This is a genomic window from Methanobrevibacter sp., from assembly GCF_045577275.1.
GTDB lineage: Archaea > Methanobacteriota > Methanobacteria > Methanobacteriales > Methanobacteriaceae > Methanobrevibacter.
Genome location: NZ_JAZNIB010000226.1, coordinates 1 through 2,855, shown reverse-complemented (window position 1 = coordinate 2,855; position 2,855 = coordinate 1). Strand labels below are relative to the sequence as shown.

The 2,855-nt window shown below is 33.6% G+C and carries 1 protein-coding gene; it reads left to right on the top strand.

The window, feature by feature from the left end:
• Positions 1-537 precede the first annotated feature (537 nt).
• On the top strand, positions 538-2,727 hold the full coding sequence (gene topA / locus ACKI67_RS06435) for a DNA topoisomerase I (RefSeq protein ID WP_407462622.1): 2,190 nt from the start codon (positions 538-540) through the stop codon (positions 2,725-2,727).
• The last annotated feature ends 128 nt before the right edge of the window (positions 2,728-2,855 follow it).

Here is a 2,855-nt window from a genome sequence, read left to right as displayed (position 1 = left end):
CTGTTATACTTGCGGTAAGGAATTTGATATGAACAGCGATGAAGGCGCTCATTATCACTATGGAAAATATCCAATGTGCGGATATTGCAGTAATTTTTATGGTTTTTATAAGGAAGACCTAATGGACAAAAAATAATCTTTAAAAAAATTTGTTCATTAAATTTCATTTATTTTTATTTAATTTTATTTAAAATTTAATTTATTCACTATTTTTTCAGTATTTTAGAATTTTATTAAAATTTTCAATTCTTTTTCAATTTTTTAATAATTTTCAATTTTATTTTCTAATTTTAATATTAGTTTGGCCTTGAATTCATAGCCATTGATAATCGAAAATATTATATATTATGGTTATGTATAAAGTATTTATAATTTTAAATAATTTTTAAAATTTCAATTTCTTTTTGCAAATTTTATTTTTATGAATGATTTAAAATTTATCTTTTTTAATATTTTATCTGGATTATTGAAATTAAGGCATTAAAATTCAGATAACTTTATCAATTTATTTATAATTTTTATTTATTATGTGATAATATGCATGAAGTGATTATTTCAGAAAAACCGAAATCTGCTGAGAAGATAGCAAAGGCGCTCTCTTCAAAGGCCAAAAAGAAAAAACATGGTAAAATCAATTACTGGGAATTTGAAGAGAACGGTAAAAGGACAACTGTTCTATCTGCAGTTGGTCACCTTTACTCTTTGACATCTGCCAGTTCAAGAGACAGGTTAGGTTTTGATTTAACATGGGTTCCAGCATATGAAGTGGAAAGGAACAGCGGCTATGTTAGGGATTATGTTTATGCAATTAAACAGCTCTCTAAAGGGGCGGATAAATTTGTTCATGCTTGCGATTACGATGTAGAAGGGACTTTGATTGGATATAATGCTTTAAAATATGCTTGCGGTAATAATGCTGAAGCAAAGGCATCCCGTATGAAGTTTTCCACATTAACCAAAAAGGATATTGTGGATGCTTATGACCATATGATTGATATTGATCCTCACCAAGTTGACAGCGGTATTGCAAGGCACATGTTGGATTATTACTTCGGTATGAACATTTCCTCTGCATTGATGGATGCAGTGAAATCCACCAGCTACAGGCGTATCAGCTTGTCTGCAGGACGTGTGCAAACTCCTACATTATCCATTTTGGTGGATAGGGAAAAGGAAATTCAGGCATTCGTACCGGAACCTTATTGGCAAATCAAGGCAAAATCTGATTTTGACATTATAGCAAACCATGTTGAAGATAAGATCTTTGATGAAGAAAGAGCTAAAAGAATTTTTAAGGAATGTCAAGGTGCTGATGCAACTGTAACCGGTGTAAAGATCAGTGAAACCGTCAGAAAGCCACCTATACCATTTAACTTAGGAGGCTTGCAATCTGAGGCACATTCAGTATTTGGATTTTCACCTAAAAGGACTCAAGTTGCGGCTCAGAATCTATATGTTGGAGGATACACTTCCTACCCACGTACCTCATCCCAAAAGCTTCCTGAATCATTAGGATTTAAGGAAATCTTTGCAGGACTTGCTAAGGATGAAGAGTTTAAAAAGCATATTTTTGACTTGCCTGCTAAATTGAAGCCAAATGAAGGTAAAAAGGATGATGCAGCGCACCCTGCTATTCACCCAACTGGTGTATTGCCATCTAACTTATCTCCTGATGAGGCAAAGATTTATCGTTTGATTGTTTATAGATTCATAAGCGTTTTCTCTGAAGATTCCAAATTGGAAACCATGAAAGTGAACTTGAATGTAAACAATGAAAAATTCACATTTACAAGAAAAAGAGTTTCCCATGAAGGATGGCTCAAACATTATCCATTCAAAAAGCAAGAGGCTGATGAGTTCCCTCCACTTAAGAAAGGAGATTTCCTAAAGATTCATAAGATCATTTCAGAGGAAAAGGAAACCAAACCTCCTGCAAGATACAATGAGGCTTCCCTCATCAAGGAATTGGAAAAAAGAGACCTTGGAACAAAGGCTACCCGTGCAGACATCATTGCCAAATTATATGACAGAAAGTACATTGACGGCAAAAAGATTGAAGTCAAGCCATTAGGTGTTCATATAATCGATACCTTAAAGCAGTATTGTAAAAACCTGACCAGCGAAGAGTTGACTCGTGAGTTTGAAAAGGAATTGGAAAGATTGGAAACCGATAAGATTACCAAAGAGGAAATTCTTGCAAATGGTGAAAGGGAAGTCAGATCAATTCTCAAGGATATTGACAACAACCAAAGGGAAATCGGTACCAAGCTTTTTGAATCCTATCAGGAATCCAATATCATTGGTGACTGCAGCTGCGGTGGAAAATTGCTTAAGAAATATTCCAAAAGAAACAAGCAGACCTTTATTGGATGTTCCAAATTCCCACAGTGCAGAAACACTTATTCCTTGCCTAAAGGTGCGAATATCTTGAAATCCACATGTCCTACCTGTGGATTGCCTATGATTTCCATCAAGAAAAAAGGTCAAAAGGGACGTGAACATGTTTGTCTTGATCCAAATTGTGGTAAGGAAGTCAGCAAAAGACGTGCTCCTGAAGTTGTCGGAACTTGCCCAGAATGTGGAAGAGACTTATTGAAACGTTCAGGTAGATATGGAGACTTTGTAGGATGCAATGGTTTCCCACAATGCAGATTCACTTGTCAAGTAAAGGATTTGGACAATTTGGGAAAAGAAAAAGCAGAAGCTAAAGAGAATAATTCAAAATAGCTGTTTAATTTAAAATTAAATAATTTTTCGCTTTTTTAATTATTTTTCTTTTATTTTTTTATTTTCTTTATTTTTTAGAATTTTTATTATTTTCACTATTTTTTTAATTTTTATTTTCTTTATTTTTT

Excerpts from the sequence above, each read along its gene's own strand:
- topA (WP_407462622.1), top strand. The coding sequence starts at position 538 with ATGCATGAAGTGATTATTTCAGAAAAACCGAAATCTGCTGAGAAGATA.